Annotated in this window: 14 protein-coding genes; 8 read left to right on the forward strand and 6 right to left on the reverse strand. The window is 46.3% G+C overall.

The annotated features are described in order from the left end of the window. Nucleotides 1–1,169 precede the first annotated feature (1,169 nt). Nucleotides 1,170–2,099, forward strand: coding sequence for a hypothetical protein (locus QUA83_RS10805; protein ID WP_333293152.1), 930 nt, complete (start codon nt 1,170–1,172; stop codon nt 2,097–2,099). 71 nt (nt 2,100–2,170) lie between these two features. Then, nucleotides 2,171–2,914, forward strand: coding sequence for a DUF4142 domain-containing protein (locus QUA83_RS10810; protein WP_333293153.1), 744 nt, complete (start codon nt 2,171–2,173; stop codon nt 2,912–2,914). A 191-nt stretch (nt 2,915–3,105) separates the two neighbouring features. On the opposite strand, the gene QUA83_RS10815 is transcribed toward QUA83_RS10810, so the two are convergent. Beyond that, on the reverse strand, nt 3,106–3,474 hold the full coding sequence (locus QUA83_RS10815) for a Lin0512 family protein (RefSeq protein ID WP_333168719.1): 369 nt from the start codon (nt 3,472–3,474) through the stop codon (nt 3,106–3,108). A gap of 286 nt (nt 3,475–3,760) precedes the next feature. On the opposite strand from QUA83_RS10815, the gene QUA83_RS10820 reads away from it, so the two are divergent. After that, nucleotides 3,761–4,675, forward strand: coding sequence for a branched-chain amino acid transaminase (locus tag QUA83_RS10820; protein WP_333293154.1), 915 nt, complete (start codon nt 3,761–3,763; stop codon nt 4,673–4,675). A 163-nt stretch (nt 4,676–4,838) separates the two neighbouring features. Here QUA83_RS10820 and fghA read toward each other — a convergent pair whose 3' ends face one another. Next, nucleotides 4,839–5,693, reverse strand: a complete 855-nt coding sequence (fghA, locus tag QUA83_RS10825) for an S-formylglutathione hydrolase (protein ID WP_333293155.1) — start codon at nt 5,691–5,693, stop codon at nt 4,839–4,841. 137 nt (nt 5,694–5,830) lie between these two features. Next, the gene (locus QUA83_RS10830; protein WP_333293157.1) at nt 5,831–6,940 is read right to left on the reverse strand and encodes an S-(hydroxymethyl)glutathione dehydrogenase/class III alcohol dehydrogenase; all 1,110 of its coding nucleotides are present in this window, start codon (nt 6,938–6,940) and stop codon (nt 5,831–5,833) included. A gap of 78 nt (nt 6,941–7,018) precedes the next feature. On the opposite strand from QUA83_RS10830, the gene QUA83_RS10835 reads away from it, so the two are divergent. The 3 genes from QUA83_RS10835 (at nt 7,019) to sppA (ending at nt 10,962) form a co-directional block, all read left to right on the forward strand. Further along, the gene (locus QUA83_RS10835) at nt 7,019–7,702 is read left to right on the forward strand and encodes an SDR family NAD(P)-dependent oxidoreductase (RefSeq protein WP_333293159.1); all 684 of its coding nucleotides are present in this window, start codon (nt 7,019–7,021) and stop codon (nt 7,700–7,702) included. Between the two features lie 146 nt (nt 7,703–7,848). Continuing rightward, on the forward strand, nt 7,849–8,898 hold the full coding sequence (gene fni, locus QUA83_RS10840; RefSeq protein ID WP_333293161.1) for a type 2 isopentenyl-diphosphate Delta-isomerase: 1,050 nt from the start codon (nt 7,849–7,851) through the stop codon (nt 8,896–8,898). A gap of 243 nt (nt 8,899–9,141) precedes the next feature. Beyond that, nucleotides 9,142–10,962: a signal peptide peptidase SppA gene (sppA, locus tag QUA83_RS10845; RefSeq protein WP_333293162.1), complete on the forward strand. Its 1,821-nt coding sequence runs from the start codon at nt 9,142–9,144 to the stop codon at nt 10,960–10,962. 228 nt (nt 10,963–11,190) lie between these two features. On the opposite strand, the gene QUA83_RS10850 is transcribed toward sppA, so the two are convergent. Beyond that, nucleotides 11,191–11,463, reverse strand: a complete 273-nt coding sequence (locus tag QUA83_RS10850) for a GlsB/YeaQ/YmgE family stress response membrane protein (protein WP_333293164.1) — start codon at nt 11,461–11,463, stop codon at nt 11,191–11,193. A 299-nt stretch (nt 11,464–11,762) separates the two neighbouring features. On the opposite strand from QUA83_RS10850, the gene QUA83_RS10855 reads away from it, so the two are divergent. Further along, on the forward strand, nt 11,763–12,950 hold the full coding sequence (locus QUA83_RS10855; protein WP_333293165.1) for a tetratricopeptide repeat protein: 1,188 nt from the start codon (nt 11,763–11,765) through the stop codon (nt 12,948–12,950). 110 nt (nt 12,951–13,060) lie between these two features. Here the strand turns inward: QUA83_RS10855 and QUA83_RS10860 are convergent, their stop codons facing one another. Further along, on the reverse strand, nt 13,061–13,786 hold the full coding sequence (locus tag QUA83_RS10860; RefSeq protein ID WP_333293167.1) for a carbonic anhydrase: 726 nt from the start codon (nt 13,784–13,786) through the stop codon (nt 13,061–13,063). Nucleotides 13,787–14,175: 389 nt separating this feature from the next. Between QUA83_RS10860 and QUA83_RS10865 the strand changes: the two genes are divergently transcribed. Beyond that, nucleotides 14,176–14,991 (forward strand): MOSC N-terminal beta barrel domain-containing protein, encoded by an 816-nt coding sequence (locus QUA83_RS10865; RefSeq protein WP_333293168.1) that lies wholly within the window; start codon nt 14,176–14,178, stop codon nt 14,989–14,991. Between the two features lie 19 nt (nt 14,992–15,010). On the opposite strand, the gene ylqF is transcribed toward QUA83_RS10865, so the two are convergent. Beyond that, nucleotides 15,011–15,865, reverse strand: coding sequence for a ribosome biogenesis GTPase YlqF (gene ylqF / locus QUA83_RS10870; RefSeq protein ID WP_333293170.1), 855 nt, complete (start codon nt 15,863–15,865; stop codon nt 15,011–15,013).

Here is a 15,865-nt window from a genome sequence, read left to right on the forward strand (position 1 = left end):
ATTGTTGTTCTGGCATAATGACCTCTAATTATTAAACCTAAGTTTAATCTTATATACGATAAGCAACTACTTTCCTCTCTCTAACAGCCAGTTTTCAACCGGATTTTTATCATTCCTATGACAGATGTAAGATTAAATTTATTCGGATCGGTCAAAGGAATTTAGTTGCCGTTGCTGGTGCTGCCGCCTGTTTGGGTAATTTATTTTATGAAACAGCCATTAATCTGATTTGGGCTTTTTCACTTGCCAATTGAGAAAAAGAGATGAAAATTAGATAGCGAATTCCGGCAATAATTCGATACAGCTTACTTGATATCTGCTTGTGAAATGTGTTAGGGAATAAGCGCTATCTGGCATAGTTTTGGCTTTACTAGATCAGAGTTTAGCCGATCGCACTCACAAGCAATTCTGACGACTGCGCCGCCGCTGGTTAATTTAATCTCGCGCGGGCAGGACTCGGATAGCCCTCAGTTCGCTTTCCGGTTTGAAACCACTCAAATCCCAGTCAAAAGCCTTGCTGTTGCGGGGTTGTAGGCGCTCTGGGACTATGAGCGGTCGATCGGGCGTTTTGAGATAATTTAGTTTCTGGGAAAGTTTGAGCGGTATTCTGCCAGTGCCCAAATTGCCAGCAGCAAGTTAAGGAAAAATAACGCTCATAAAATTTGAAACTAACTCCTATGGCGTAGCGCTAACCCAAAATTGAGGGTGAGAAAATCAATAATTTCTGTCTCAAAGCACCTGCATCCGGGAAAAATTCATAGGAACAACCGCGCGCTTGTGTCAGAAACCCGGTTGATTCCTATATGTCTGGTGACTCAACCCAAAATTTTTCAGATGAACCCGCTTTTTATCCCCCGTACACAAATTTTGAGTTAGCTAGTCGGCCGCCCCATCAAATATCATCCACCACTTGAAATAAAACGCCATTTTGCCAAATATTCCTAAAGATGAATGGCGAACTTGAACGATACCTAATAGCTTATAAACTGTTAACGCGGCGGTCTAATTTATCCGTGGTAAATAATCGAGGAAACGGGACTAAATATGCTCCTTTACCTTCATTATTCCACAGCAAAGGTTAGAAAAGTTGCACGTTACGCTGTCAATTTTACCCTGCGGTTGTGGCATCACAAGCGATCGCAGGACTCAATGCAAAAGCAAGCATTACCATGAAATCTTCTAAATTGTTGAAAGTTGTTTTAGCAAGCGCTTGTACTTTAGGTTTAGCAACGGTTTCCTTCGCAGTGCCTGCTTCTGCCCAGTCAGGCGGTGCTGGAAGCGGTGCAGGCACAACTGGTACAGGCACCGGCACAACTGGTACAGGCACCGGCACAACTGGTACAGGTACCGGCACAACTGGTACGACAGACGGCACGACTGGCACCGGCACAACCGGTACAACAGACGGCGCGACGGGCACGGGTACAACCGATACGACGGGCACGGGTACAACAGGCACGGGTACAACCGGTACAACCGATACGACGGGCACGGGTACAACCGGTACAACCGATACAACCGGTACAACCGATACGACGGGCACTGGCACAACAGGCACGGGTACAACCGGCACAACCGGTACAACCGATACAACCGGTACAACCGATACAACAGGTACAACTGGTACAACCGATACAACAGGTACAACTGGTACAACCGGTACAACCGATACAACCGGGACAACTGGTACAACCGGTACAACCGATACGACGGGCACGGGTACAACCGGCACTGGCACAACCGATACAACCGGCACTGGCACAACCGATACAACTGGCACTGGCACAACCGGGACAGGTACAACCGGGACAGGTACAACCGGTACAACCGGGACAGGTACAACCGGGACAGGTACAACCGGGACAGGTACAACCGGTACAACCGGTACAACAGACGGCGCGACGGGCACGGGTACAACCGGTACAGGTACAACGGGTACAACCGGTACAACCGATACGACATCGACGCCGGCTGAGACGAATTCAGGAGTTTTGAGTGCTCGGCGCGATAGCCCCAACAATTTCGGGTGGCTGGGTGCCTTGGGCGCGTTTGGTTTGATCAACTTGTTTCGGAAAGACAGTACACCCTCCCATCGGTAGTTTGGGGCGATTCCCTACGGGATAGCTTCGCTTCACATACTTTTGAAAACAACTTAGAGGCTTAGAAATTCATGACTTCACTCAATCGCAAAAGTTTGTTCAAAAAATTGGTAACAGTTGCCGGAATTGCGGGCGTTAGTTCCTTGATAGCTGTGCCGGGATTCGCAGAATTAAACCGCCAGACTCACGGCTTCAACCAGTCGGGCGATCGGGTTTTTGAGCTTGCTGATAACGCTACCGACGATGCTACTACTCCCAACACTCCAAATACCCCCACCAACAACACTCCCGGCCGTTCTCCAAATAGCCCCATCAACAACACTCCCAGCCGTTCTCCCAACACTCCCACAGGTAGCGAAACTTCGCCTAATTCTCTCAGCAGCCAAGACAAAAACTTTGCCATGCAAGCAGGTCAAATTGGTATGATGGAAGTGGAGCTCGGCAAGTTAGCCGTGGAGCGCGGTTCTAGTGCTAGTGTGAAACAATACGGGCAAGAAATGCTTGAGGAACACACCCAGGCTAATGAAGAATTGATGCAGTTAGCAATGCAAAAAGGCGTAAAACTGCCAACCGAAATCAGTACCCAGAACAAAGCTTTGATGGATCGACTTTCGGGACTCTCTGGTACAAGTTTTGACAGGGCTTATAAGCAGGCTATGATCGACAGCCACAATCAGGCTATTGCTTTGTTTCAGGCTCAATCTCAACAGGGACAAGATCCCGAATTGAAGGCTTGGGCCACCCAAAAGTTGCCGAACCTTCAGGCGCACTTGCAAATGGTTAACCAAATGTTGGCAGATACCAGCAAGCCGTAATATTAGGTAGAGGAGGTAGAGTGCGATCGCCTAAAAGCCGATGATCGCACTCTACTTTTCCTAATTCGAGACTTAGCCTAAATTAATCATTTTTTAACAGACAGGCGTACGATCGCCCGATCGCGGAAACAAGCAAGTGCGATCGGGCGATCGTATTTCACCGCAGATTTATTCAAACAACACAAAATTAATTAGTCCTCAGTGTCCACAAAAACACTCACAGCCGCCACAGCGATTAGCATTTCATCATTTTTATCATTCAGAGAGGCGATCGCCCTTCCTGGCACAATCATGCCTCCTTGTTCCACAATCAGAGTTTTGCTGCCAAAAGGCAGCACAGCCAACACCTCCTGTTCCCGCACTTGTTCCGGGTATGGAACGGCCACCTTAACCTCAACAATCATCTGATTCGGGTCAGTCAAACCCGCCACTTCCCAGACGCCTAGGAGAGCATTGTGGGCGATCGCATTCCGTACAGCCCTTGCACAGGCTACAGTCGGTTCCTGCCCGTGCTGGTCTATACCCATCCCCATTTCGATGATGAAACATTTACGTGCCATTGTTGCCCCTTGGTTGATTTTTGTTCGTAGTCGATCGCACATTTCCCCAAAACAATTATCAACCCAAATGACCGCATTTTATATTATTTTATAGCTCTAGCGAATAACACAATAATCATCTCACTTAGTAAAAAAAAGGTAACTTTAGACAACATCCAAACCTAGATCTAATCAGTCCTTATAAATCTAAAATCTAAAATCTAAAATCTAAAATGGTATAACTTATGGTAATATAACCAAATTCACCATTCCTCGCGGACTGCAAAACTCATCGCCAGCTTGAATCATGGATAGTTTTCTACCACTTGCCTACTTTCAAAACCAATTTCTCCCCTTTACCGACGCCAAACTTTCCATAGCCACCCACGCACTGCACTACGGAACCGGAGTCTTAGGCGGGTTGCGGGGAATTCCAGACCCCCAAAATGCCGATCGAATATTGCTATTTAGATTAGACCGCCACTGTCAAAGATTAAGTCAAAGTGCCAGCTTCCTCCACTGCGATTTACCAGCCAGCAAAATCCAACAAATAATTATTGATTTTGTCCACAAAAACCAACCAACAAAATCATTTTATATCCGCCCTTTTATCTACACATCCAGTTTAGGAATTGCCCCCCGACTGCACAACGTAGAAACCGACTTTTTTGTCTACGGATTAGAACTTTCCGACTATTTGCCCAAAGAAGGAGTCAACTGTAGAATTAGCTCTTGGTATCGCCAAGAAGACCGCAGTTTGCCCTTAAGAGGTAAAATTAGCGGCGCTTACATCACCTCAGCATTAGCTAAAACAGAAGCAGTACAATCCGGCTTCGACGAAGCTATTATGATGAATACTCAGGGAAAAGTTAGCGAAGCTTCAGGGATGAACATATTTGTCGCCAGAAATGGTAAATTAGTTACTCCCGGTTTCGAGCAAGATATTCTCGAAGGAATTACCAGAGACAGCGTAATCACAATCGCCAGAGACTTAGGAATTGAAGTCATAGAAAGACCAGTTGATAGATCAGAACTGTTGATTGCAGACGAGATTTTCCTCTGCGGAACCGCAGCCAAAATTACGCCAATTAACCGAGTAGAAAACTATCAATTGCCCCCAAATCGACCCATCACCGAAAAGATTTTGGACAAACTGACGGAGATTATCGAAAATCGCGACAGCAATTATAAAGAATGGGTATTTCCGATTAATCTTAATTAACCGAAAATACCTGTGATCGTAGAAGCGAGTTCACTCGTTACCAGGCTCTGCCTCCACATTTCATGGCAGCCATTCGAGGCAGAGCCTCTAGATATCGGTTCCCAGGCAGAGCCTAAGAACCAGTTGTTGTGGAGCAGGCATCTTGCCTGCTTCCTGCTAAGAACTACCCGCACAAAACAGCCGCGTGATGCCGAATGTGATCTTCCATAAAACTCGCTATAAAATAATAGCTATGATCGTAACCCTCTTGCATCCTTAAAGTTAGCGGTTGTCCCGCTTTTCCACAAGCCTCCGCGAATACTTCCGGCAACAACTGCCCGTCAGCGAGATACGAATCAGCAGTGCCGCAGTCAATCAGAATCGGACGGTTGTATTGCGCTGCAAGCACCAATTCGCTAGCATCCCAAGCCTTCCAGAGTTCTTTGTCGCCACCGAGGTAGTGCCCGAATATTTTTTGTCCCCAAGGGCAGCGCATTGGCGCGGAAATAGGCGCTAATGCGGAAACTGAAAGATAGCGAGAGCAATTTTTCAAAGCGCAAATTAAAGCCCCGTGTCCGCCCATCGAATGACCGAAAATTCCCTGTTTTTCCGGTATCGCTGGAAAATTTTCGGCGATTAAATTGGGCAATTCATCAACCACATAACTGTACATTCGATAGTGAGCATTCCAAGGTGCGACTGTCGCATCAACATAAAAACCCGCACCACTTCCTAAATCCCAATCGTCATCTTCGCCAGGAATGCCAGTATTGCGTGGGCTTGTGTCGGGCGCAACCAGCATTAACCCGTATTTGGCCGCAAATTGTTGCGCCCCCGCTTTTGCCATAAAGTTCTCTTCTGTGCAGGTTAAACCAGATAGGAAATATAAAACTGGTACGGGTTGAGATAAAGCTTGCGGCGGTTGGTAAATGGCGAATTTCATTTCGCTATTGCAGGTTGAGGATTGATGGCTGTAAAAGCCGAGTTTGCCGCCGAAGCTTTTATGTTCTTTGTGCTGTTTTAAGGATTGGGATATCATATTAATTGTATTTTTTTTATGAATGGATTTTTTTTTTACCGCAGAGGGCGCAGAGGGCGCAGAGGAAGAGAGAAGAAAGAAGTTATTTCGGGTGCGCGGAAGAGTACCTTCTTCCTTCTTCCTTCTTCCTTCTTCCTTCAAAATGTCAAAACTGTGCGAATTACTTCGCCTTTGTGCATTAAATCAAAGGCTTCATTGATTTTGTCTATCGGCATTACCTGAGTTACCAGACTGTCAATATCAATTTTACCGTCCATGTACCAATCAACAATTTTAGGAACATCAGTTCTGCCTTTCGCACCGCCAAAAGCCGTGCCTTTCCAAACTCTGCCAGTTACTAGCTGAAACGGGCGGGTGCTAATTTCTTGACCGGCTCCCGCTACCCCGACAATTACGCTCACGCCCCAACCTTTGTGGCAGCATTCCAAAGCTTGGCGCATCACATTAATGTTGCCGATACATTCAAAACTGTAATCAGCTCCGCCTTTAGTTAAATCTACTAAATAAGGTACTAAATCGCCTTCGACTTCGTGAGGATTGACAAAGTGAGTCATGCCGAATTTTTCCGCCATTTCTCGCTTGTCGGGATTCAAATCTACGCCGACAATCATGTTAGCTCCCACCATGCGAGCCGCTTGAATTACATTCAAACCCACGCCGCCCAAACCGAAAACTACCACATTAGAACCAGGCTCTACTTTCGCCGTATTTATGACAGCGCCGATGCCAGTTGTTACGCCGCAGCCGATCAAACAAACTTTATCAAAAGGAGCATCTTCGCGAATTTTTGCTACCGCAATTTCTGGCAAGACTGTATAATTAGCAAAGGTAGAAGTTCCCATGTAATGGTAAAGTTTCTGCCCATCTATGGAAAACCTGCTCGTGCCGTCGGGCATCACTCCCTGGCCTTGAGTCACGCGAATTGCTTGACAGAGATTAGTTTTGCGGCTCAAACAATATTCGCAGTTGCGGCATTCGGGAATGTATAGAGGAATTACCCGATCGCCCACTTTGACACTCGTTACTCCCGGCCCAACTTCTGCGACAATCCCGGCTCCCTCGTGGCCTAAAATAGCCGGAAACAAGCCTTCAGGATCGGCACCGGAAAGAGTGTAAGCGTCAGTGTGACAAACACCCGTGGCTTTAATTTCCACCAGCACCTCTCCAGCCCTCGGCCCCTCCAGATCCACCGTTTCAATACTCAAAGGTTTGCCGGCACTGCGAGCAACTGCTGCTTTTACTTTCATGCTTTCTCCCTGCTATCGATTTGTCAATTGACCAGTCAATATGTATTGTATTACTTAATGTCAAAAATCAGCAAATCTATGACAAAATTAATTGTAATTACCGGAGTCAGTCGCGGTCTTGGTCTTGCCATGACCGAAAAGTTTATTGAATTGGGACATACAGTTTTGGGATGTGCCCGTTCCTCCGAAGCGGTGAAAAAACTCAACCAAAAATATAGTACGCCCCACCATTTTACTTGTTTGGATGTCACCAACGACGAGCGAGTAAAAGCTTGGGCAACAAAAAGTTTTGCAAAAAATGAGCCACCTGATTTGCTAATTAATAATGCAGGTATAGCTAATCATCTCGCGCCTCTTTGGAATGTCAGCAACGAAGAATTTTCTCAGGTAATTGATGTTAACATTAAAGGTACGGCTAATGTAATTCGCCACTTTGTCCCGGCAATGATTGCTCGAAAAAGCGGCATAATTGTCAACTTTAGTTCGGGTTGGGGAAGGTCAACTTCGCCGGAAGTCGCGCCCTATTGCGCTTCCAAGTGGGCAATAGAAGGACTTACGCGATCGCTCGCTCAAGAATTGCCCGCAGGTATGGCAGCAGTTCCTGTAAATCCGGGGATAATTCACACAGATATGCTGGACATTTGTTTCGGAGAAGATGCGGCAAATTACCCGTCAGTCAAAGCATGGGTGCAAAAAGCAGTTCCTTTTTTACTCAAGTTGAAACCTTCAGATAACGGAAGGCCGCTGACTGTTCCTGGATAATACAGCAACCCTTACAACATTTGCGAACCTCTCTCCTTTCTTCTCCTCTGCGCCCTCTGCGCTCTCTGCGGTTCATAAAAAAAATCTCAAAAATGAAATAAAATTGCTATATTCCCAAATCACAACTCTTTCCCCAAATAGCCACTGTGAACTTGCCGCTAACCTCCCCCTCGCAAACCGAAACCCGCAAAGCAGACCACCTGCGGATTTGCCTCGAAGAAGACGTACAATTTCGCGAAACTACCAGCGGCCTCGAACGCTACCGTTTTGATCACTGCTGTTTGCCAGAACTCGATCGCACTGAAATCGATTTAACCTCCACATTTCTCGGCAAAAAACTAGCCGTTCCCCTGCTAATTTCCTCAATGACCGGCGGCACAGAATTAGCCCAGACAATCAATTATCGCCTCGCCGATGTCGCTCAAGAATACAAACTAGCAATGGGAGTCGGTTCCCAGCGAATCGTTGTAGAAAATCCTCAACTAGCTCCTACATTTGCCGTCCGTCGCCGCGCTCCAGATATTCTGCTGTTTGCCAATATCGGAGCAGTTCAATTAAACTACAATTACGGTTTGGAAGAATGCCAAAAAATTGTTGATATTTTAGAAGCAGATGCCCTAATTTTGCACCTCAATCCGCTGCAAGAGTGCGTTCAAACCGAAGGCGATACTAACTTTAAAGGACTGCTAGATAAAATTGCCAAGTTGTGCGATAAATTACCAGTACCAGTTATTGCTAAAGAAGTCGGCAACGGTATTTCAGGAAAGATGGCAAAGAAATTGCTCGCCGCTGGGGTAGGTGCGATCGACATTGCCGGGGCAGGAGGCACTTCTTGGGCGAAAATAGAAGGAGAGCGAGCTAAAGATGGCAAGCAGCGCAGGTTGGGCGCAACCTTTGCCGACTGGGGCATACCGACAGCCGAGTGCATTGTCAGCACCCGTGCCGTAGCGCCGGATGTTCCCCTGATTGCCTCTGGAGGCTTGCAGAATGGGTTGGATGCAGCGAAGGCTCTCGCTCTTGGCGCGGATATTGCGGGACTGGCGCGGCCGTTTCTACAAGCTGCTGCGGAATCTGAATCAGCCGCAGCCCTTCTAGCTGAGGTTTTAATTGCAGAAATCGCCACCGTCATGTTCTGTACGGGCTGCGGTAATTTGGATGAGTTAAAACATTCTGGGGTTTTGGAAAGGTTAAGATAAAAGTGAGTCAGCAGTCAAAAGTCATTAGCTAATAACTAATGACAGCAAATTCGCTAAATCCTAGTTACAGGAATTACCCATAATTTCGTTTCCGCTGGCATGGGAATAATATTTTTCCGAGTGCAATGCTAGCCTCCCGCTTACGCGCTCGGTATCATTCCGCTTTAACCGGATTTGCTCTCACTAATGACTAATGACTAATGACTAATGACTAATCACTAATAACTAATTACCATTTTTCTAATGAAAGATTTCCTAAAATATACCTGTGCAAGTTTACTGGGAACCTTCCTAGGACTGTTGCTGCTGGGCAGCATCGGATTGGGGGGACTGGTACTGCTAATTGCTATGGCGGCATCGTCGTCTAAAGATTCAGGCCCGCAAGTTAAAGATAAGTCGGTATTGGTATTAGACCTTTCTTCAAATATCACCGACAGCAAACCGAGCCGTAGCACTGGCGCTGCGATTGAAGAAGTGCTTTCGGAAGATTCCGGCGATACAGTGACGCTGCGGACTGTTTTAGACACGATCGAATATGCGAAAAAAGACCCGAAAATCGTTGGCATTTATCTCGAAGGCAGCTCGGATTCGAGCAGCACCGGGTTTGCCAATCTCAAAGAAGTTCGATCGGCCTTGCAGGGTTTCCGAGATGCCAAAAAACCCATTTTTGCTTACCAGATGGACTGGAATGAGCGAGATTATTACCTCGGTTCCGTTGCTAATACAATTGCCGTCAATCCTTACGGCGCTTTGGAAATCAACGGTTTTAGCAGTCAGGGAATGTTTTTCACCGGTGCTTTGGAAAAATACGGCGTGGGAGTGCAAGTGACTCGCGTCGGCAAATACAAGTCAGCCGTCGAGCCATTTTTGCTCACAAAAATGAGTCCAGAAAATCGCCAGCAAACTCAAAAGTTGCTCGGAGATATGTGGGGAGAATACCTGAAAACTGTCGCTCCGAGCCGCAAAGTGACTGTTGGGCAACTGCAAGCGCTTGCAGATAATGGCGGAACTTTGATGGCTGACGAAGCTCTCAAAAACAAGTTAGTTGATAAAGTTGTATACTTTGACGAAATATCGACAGAACTCAAAAAACTCACAGGAACAGATCGCGAAAACAAATCTTTCAAGCAAATTAGTTTGAAAAACTACGCGAAAATTGCTGAGAATAAAAACTCAACTCGCGCTGACAATAAAAACCAAATTGCTATACTTTACGCTGAAGGAGAGATTGTAGACGGCGAAGGGGACCCGACTCAAGTAGGAGGCGATCGCATCGCTCAAGAAATGCGGAAAATCCGAGAAGATGACGACGTAAAAGCGGTAGTTTTGCGCGTCAACAGTCCCGGAGGCAGCGCCACGGCGGCCGAAGTCATCGGGCGCGAAGTTATGCTGACGGGCAAAAAGAAACCAGTTATCGTTTCGATGGGCAATTTAGCAGCTTCCGGCGGCTATTGGATTGCGATGGGTTCCAACCGCATTTTTGCCGAACCGAATACGATAACCGGTTCGATAGGCGTTTTTGGAATGTTGCTCAACGTCGAAAAGTTGGCTGCTAACAACGGCCTAACTTGGGACGTGGTGAAAACCGGCCGCTTTGCGGATACTAACACAGTTTCCCGCCCGAAAAATCCTCAAGAATTGGCGAATATTCAGAGAATAGTCGATCGCATTTACGATCGATTTATTACTAAAGTCGCGAACTCCCGCAAACTGCCGAAAAACAAGGTACAAGAAATTGCTCAAGGCAGGGTGTGGTCTGGTACGGCTGCGAAACAGTTGGGTTTAGTCGATGAAATTGGTGGCCTTGAAGATGCTGTCAGAGAGGCGGCGAAGCAAGCGAAACTCGGCGACGATTGGAAGGTGGAAGAATATCCAAAACGCCGCACTTTGGAGGAGCGAATTTTGGAAAAAATTTCAGGCGTTCACGTTTTGAAACCAGCCGCCAAACTCGACCCGCTAACGGCGGAATTTAAGAAAATGCAAGATGAATTGGCTGTGATCAAGTCGATGAACGACCCCCAGGGGGTTTATGTTCGCTTGCCTTTCAATTTGCGGATTGATTAATTAATACCAAGTCCGGGATTTTTACCCCTTTATTCTTCAGTCCCCCTCTGTGCGGACGAAAGTTTTGCTCTTGAACTGTTGCAAGCGCTGAGTCTGATAGGGGTTTTTAACGCGGATTTGGTAAAAGTACGCTGACGCACCTACAAACAACTGAAAAACCCGGTTTCTTGAAGAAACCGGGTTTATGAATACCCTAAAAGTCGATCAACTGGGAATTGGCAATATTTGTTATGCAGCACGCTGAGTTAACAATCCCCAGACGAAAAGTACCACGATCGCACCTACGACTGCAAAAGCTATGCTGGGTAGAGTTATTACTCCGAAGGATGCTCCCCCGCTCGTCCCGAGCAACACTTGACCTAGATAACCTCCCACTAGGGCGCCCACAATTCCTAAACCTGTTGTTGCCAGAAAACCGCCGCCTTGAGTTCCCGGATAAATGGCTTTGGCGATCGCACCAGCAATGAGTCCTAAAACAATCCAAGCAATAATACCGCCCATGTCTTTTTCTCCTGAATACTTAACTTCTCTCGTGCCTTGTCTTATGTTCTTAGAATAACAACCCCTATCCCGCCCTTACCTCTACCGCAGGGATGAACCGAAAGTGGTAGGATTTCTCATGAATCGTCGGAGTTTGAGGCTTTTTAATATCTCAAAAGACTTAACCCACTTTTTCTAGGGAAGAAAGGTACTTATGCTCAAAGCCAAAGGGAAATAGGAGAATCTTTTCTGGGACTTTTTGTGTTTTGGTGGTTAAAAAAATTACAATATTTCTGTGAAATAAGGAAAGTTTGCGCCCGATGGATCTGACTCTGTGCATGATTGTGAAGAATGAAGAGGCAACACTGTCGCGGACTTTGGACAGCGTTAAGGGTGTTGTTGACGAAATGGTGGTGATGGATACGGGATCGGGCGATCGCACCCGTGAAATTGCCAGAGAATCCGGGGCGAGGGTTTATGACTTTGAATGGTGCGACGACTTCGCCGCGGCGCGCAACGAGTGTCTGAAGCACGCCCAGGGCGACTGGATTTTGGTTTTAGATGCCGATGAGGTTTTGGTACCGGAGATTCTACCTCACATTAAGCAGACAATTGCGAGCGATCGGCTGCTGCTAATCAATCTCATCCGCCAAGAAATCGGTGCCTCTCAATCTCCCTATTCCCTAGTGTCGCGCTTGTTTCGCAATCGCCCCGACATCCGCTTTTCTCGCCCTTACCACGCCATGGTAGACGACAGCGTGGCTGAGATTTTGCACAGGGAACCAAATTGGAAAATAGCTTCTCTCCCCGATGTGGCGATTTGGCACTCTGGTTATCAAAAAGATGCGATCGCAGCCAAAAGTAAATTCCAAAAAGCTCAAGCAGCAATGGAACGCTATATCGCTTATTATCCAAACGATGCTTATGCTTGTAGCAAATTAGGTGCGCTTTATGTAGAAAGCGGGCAAATCGCGCGGGGAATTAATTTATTAACCAAAGGCTTGACTGCCGAGGCCATTAATGATTCTATTCTTTACGAACTCAACTATCATTTGGGAATTGCTTATCGCCAGCAGCAGCAGTTTTCCAAAGCAAAAGAACACTATCAAGCGGCAATTAATACCAATGTGTTCCCGCCGCTCAAGTTAGGTGCTTACAATAATTTGGGCAATTTGCTCAAAGATGAAGGAGATTTGAAATCTGCTGAAAAAGCTTACAAAGCAGCTTTAAAAATTGACCCTAATTTTGGAGTAGGTCACTACAATTTAGGACTGACGCTGAAGGCAGCCGGAAATTTAGCAGATGCGATCGCCTATTACCGACAAGCGATTAAAATCGATCCAGAACACGCCGAAGCTCATCAAAACTTGGCAGTAGCCTTGCTGAAAATTGGCAAAATGCCAGAGAGTTTAGCAGAATTCAAAAGAGCGATCGCCCTTCACGAACAGCGCCGCCCTTTTGAAGCAGAACGTCTGCGCCGGGGACTGCAAGAAATGGGTTTACTTTAAACTTGTTACCAAATAATTTGTAGGGGCAATCCCCCCGTGGTTGCCCCTCGAACCGGACGGGGTAAGCACGGGGGCATTACCCCTACAAACTGTAAAAATTACCAGCAAAATCAAGCAATTATCTCTACTTTGCCGCTATCCAAATCGTAGCGGGCCCCAACAACTTTAAGCTTCCCCGCTTTGACTGCTTCAGCTAAAATAGGCGACGAGGATTGTAAATTATTGACATTCATTTTCACATTAGCTCTGACTGCATTATCCCAGGCATCGCCTGTTTGACCTTTAGTCGAATCAACTGCCGGTTTAATCGCCGCCACCAAAGTGCTAATGTGACCCGGAACAGCTTTACCATCTAAAGCTGCTTTGACAGCACCGCAGCGTTCGTGACCCAGAATTACTAATAGTGGTACTCCTAATTCTAAGGTGGCATATTCTATATTCCCGAGAACCACATCGTCGAGAAAATTTCCAGCTACTCGAATATCAAATAAGTCCCCTAATCCTTGGTCAAAAATAATTTCGGGAGCAACGCGCGAATCAGAACAAGCCAGGATGGTTGCAAACGGATGTTGACCCTGTGCTACTTCTACAACTCGCGATCGAGTTTGGTCAGGAAATGTCCGTTTTTGCTCAATGTAGCGTTGATTCCCCTCCATCAATTTCTTAAGAGCATTGTTAGGAGTAATGTCAGTAGGAGTAAGGTCAGAGATTGCCTCTGCCTTTGCTGCTTCGGCTTGTAAAAACGCTGGTGCAATGCTGGCAGCCAGCATCCCTGCACCAGCCCTCAGCATTAAATTCCGTCGCGAAATCATACCTGTTCTTTCGCTTTTAGTCATTGCTTGCAACTCGGTTCAATTGTTTGTATTTGTTAGCATAATATATACCACAAGCTCAGTCAATCGATTTTAGATTTTAGATTTTAGATTTTAGATTTTAGATTTTAGATTTGAAGCATTGACCCCACTGATAAATTCGGGACGCAAGTTTCATCGGATACAGGTTTTTTATTTCTGGACGGATGAATCCGGAGGCTTGTATCCTGGATGCTTTCGGTCAGACTTTTGATTTTTCTTTACAACCTGCTCCGGCACAACGTAAACTTCAAAAAAGTAGCCCATTTTTATTTCATTCATATTTTATTTAGTAAAGTCAACAGCAGTCATCCTTCTGCGGACAGGGATGCTAGAATGTATCTAAAACGACTATTTTTTATCAATGGCTCGAAATGTCCTACGTCGCCAGCATTCATATCTATCCGGTCAAGTCCCTTGACGGCATAGCAGTCAGTCAAGCAACTATTCTAGCCAGCGGAGCTCTAGAAGGCGATCGCTCTTTTGCAATCTGCGATGCAGCAGGAGAATTGGTTAACACTAAGCACAACAGCGGAGTCCGTTTTCTACGCTTATCCTTTGACATCAAAAAGAGAATTGCCGGTCTGAAAATTCAAGGCACTGAACAAGAATTTTTTTTTCATGTAGATAGAGAACGCTTGGGAATAGAATCTTGGTTGAGCAGCTACTTCGGTTTCCCCGTCAAGTTAATTGAAAACTTGCTGACTGGTTTTCCCGACAATCTCGCTGCACCAGGGCCAAGCATTATCAGTACCGAAACAATTGCCGAAGTTGCATCTTGGTTTCCGAGAGTTTGCGTTAACGAGATGCGCCATCGCTTGCGAGCTAATATTGAAATAGGAGATGTCCCGGCTTTTTGGGAAGACCAACTTTTCCCACAAGCTGATGAAATTGTGAGGTTGAAAATAGGGACTGTAATATTTGAAGCTATTAATCCCGGTCAGCCATGTCTCTTATCTACGCGAAATTATGCGGCGCCAGCAAGCGATATAAATTTTAAAAATATACTAGCAGCCAAGCAGAAGGAAATCATGCCTGACCTGGTAAAAAAAGGGCATTTAAATCACTTTAGTCGGCTGATAGTTAACACGCGACTCGCACCTCAAGCAGCAGAAAAAATATTACACATAGGAGACGAAGTTCACATTATCAGCGTCAGCAACTCTCTATTGAATACCATTTCTGATTAGTTGTAGGTTACGAGTCTGATCAAGCCGGCGGCAACTCCAAAGTAAGCTGACCCAAAACACCAGTTCTAAAATCGTTTAACATCTGCCGCGCCGTTCGTTCGACATCTCCTTTATACCTGTCTTTTGCTACCTCGTGCAAATAATCTTCACCATTACTAGAGGCTGCATCTAATTTATACCGGGATTTGAAACCAGATAGTGATATCAACGTGTCATCAGTCGCCTCCAGCCCTTGGAGCAAATCTACCATAGCTGCTGCTACTACTTGATTGTCGTAAGCTGCTTCGCCAATATCTTCGCAAATAGCTAATTTTAGGGCATTTTCTTGATTGTTAATTCGGGTTGGGATCACTCCGGGGGCGTCTAATAATTCAATTTCGTCAGAAATGCGAATCCATCGCAGCGATTTAGTTACTCCAGCTCTGCGCGCACTATCCACCACTCTCCGCCCTAACAGCCGATTAATTAAAGCAGATTTTCCGACATTGGGAAATCCCATTACCACTGCCCGGACTGGACGGGGCAGCATACCTCGATCGAACCTTCTTTTATTTAGCTGCACGCCAGCATTCTGCACGGCATCAGCCACATCATGTACTCCGTGACCGTGCTCGGCATTAGTAAAATATGCAGTTTCCCCCTGGGACTCAAACCATGTTTCCCACGCCTCGCGCGCGCGAGGCGTAATCATATCCATGCGGTTGATGACCAAGACTCGCGCCTTGCCGCCCACCCAGCTCGGCATTTGGGGGTGATAAGTAGCCAATGGAATGCGGGCATCTCGGACTTCTAGTACCACATCTACCCGCTTTAGCTGTTCTTTTAATGCCCGTTCAGCTTTGGCAATGTGACCGGGATACCATTGAATTTTCAT

Origin of the sequence: Microcoleus sp. K1-B1 (assembly GCF_036704705.1) — a bacterium.
Taxonomy (GTDB): Bacteria; Cyanobacteriota; Cyanobacteriia; order Cyanobacteriales; family Microcoleaceae; genus Microcoleus.

Bases quoted from the DNA above. Each gene is read 5' to 3' on its own strand.
- QUA83_RS10815 (WP_333168719.1), bottom strand. From the start codon at position 3,474: ATGGCACGTAAATGTTTCATCATCGAAATGGGGATGGGTATAGACCAG.
- QUA83_RS10820 (WP_333293154.1), top strand. From the start codon at position 3,761: ATGGATAGTTTTCTACCACTTGCCTACTTTCAAAACCAATTTCTCCCC.
- sppA (WP_333293162.1), top strand. From the start codon at position 9,142: ATGAAAGATTTCCTAAAATATACCTGTGCAAGTTTACTGGGAACCTTC.
- QUA83_RS10860 (WP_333293167.1), bottom strand. From the start codon at position 13,786: ATGACTAAAAGCGAAAGAACAGGTATGATTTCGCGACGGAATTTAATG.
- QUA83_RS10835 (WP_333293159.1), top strand. From the start codon at position 7,019: ATGACAAAATTAATTGTAATTACCGGAGTCAGTCGCGGTCTTGGTCTT.
- QUA83_RS10805 (WP_333293152.1), top strand. From the start codon at position 1,170: ATGAAATCTTCTAAATTGTTGAAAGTTGTTTTAGCAAGCGCTTGTACT.
- QUA83_RS10830 (WP_333293157.1), bottom strand. From the start codon at position 6,940: ATGAAAGTAAAAGCAGCAGTTGCTCGCAGTGCCGGCAAACCTTTGAGT.
- QUA83_RS10810 (WP_333293153.1), top strand. From the start codon at position 2,171: ATGACTTCACTCAATCGCAAAAGTTTGTTCAAAAAATTGGTAACAGTT.
- fghA (WP_333293155.1), bottom strand. From the start codon at position 5,693: ATGATATCCCAATCCTTAAAACAGCACAAAGAACATAAAAGCTTCGGC.
- QUA83_RS10855 (WP_333293165.1), top strand. From the start codon at position 11,763: ATGGATCTGACTCTGTGCATGATTGTGAAGAATGAAGAGGCAACACTG.
- QUA83_RS10850 (WP_333293164.1), bottom strand. From the start codon at position 11,463: ATGGGCGGTATTATTGCTTGGATTGTTTTAGGACTCATTGCTGGTGCG.
- ylqF (WP_333293170.1), bottom strand. From the start codon at position 15,865: ATGAAAATTCAATGGTATCCCGGTCACATTGCCAAAGCTGAACGGGCA.
- QUA83_RS10865 (WP_333293168.1), top strand. From the start codon at position 14,176: ATGTCCTACGTCGCCAGCATTCATATCTATCCGGTCAAGTCCCTTGAC.